Here is a 492-nt window from a genome sequence, read left to right as displayed (position 1 = left end):
CCTGACACTGTCTCCCGGGTCGATAAGACCCGTAGGTTAGAATTTCAATACAGTCAGGGCGGTATCCCACCAGCGCCTCCACCGAAGCTAGCGCTCCGGTTTCAAAGGCTCCCGCCTATCCTGTACAAACTGTACCAAAATTCAATATCAGGCTACAGTAAAGCTCCACGGGGTCTTTCCGTCCTGTCGCGGGTAACCTGCATCTTCACAGGTACTATAATTTCACCGAGTCTCTGGTTGAGACAGTGCCCAAATCGTTACACCTTTCGTGCGGGTCGGAACTTACCCGACAAGGAATTTCGCTACCTTAGGACCGTTATAGTTACGGCCGCCGTTTACTGGGGCTTCAGTTCAGAGCTTCGCTTACGCTAACCCCTCTCCTTAACCTTCCAGCACCGGGCAGGTGTCACCCCCTATACTTCGCCTTACGGCTTCGCAGAGAGCTGTGTTTTTGCTAAACAGTCGCTTGGGCCTATTCACTGCGGCTTTCCG

Annotated in this window: 1 rRNA gene; it reads right to left on the bottom strand. The window is 53.0% G+C overall.

From position 1 onward, the window contains the following. Positions 1-492 (bottom strand): 23S ribosomal RNA (locus tag MR079_RS28385); the annotation flags it as partial.

Source organism: Bacillus cereus group sp. BfR-BA-01381 (assembly GCF_022663555.1).
GTDB classification, from domain to species: Bacteria; Bacillota; Bacilli; order Bacillales; family Bacillaceae_G; genus Bacillus_A; species Bacillus_A pacificus.
This window is presented reverse-complemented; position numbering and strand designations above follow the sequence as displayed.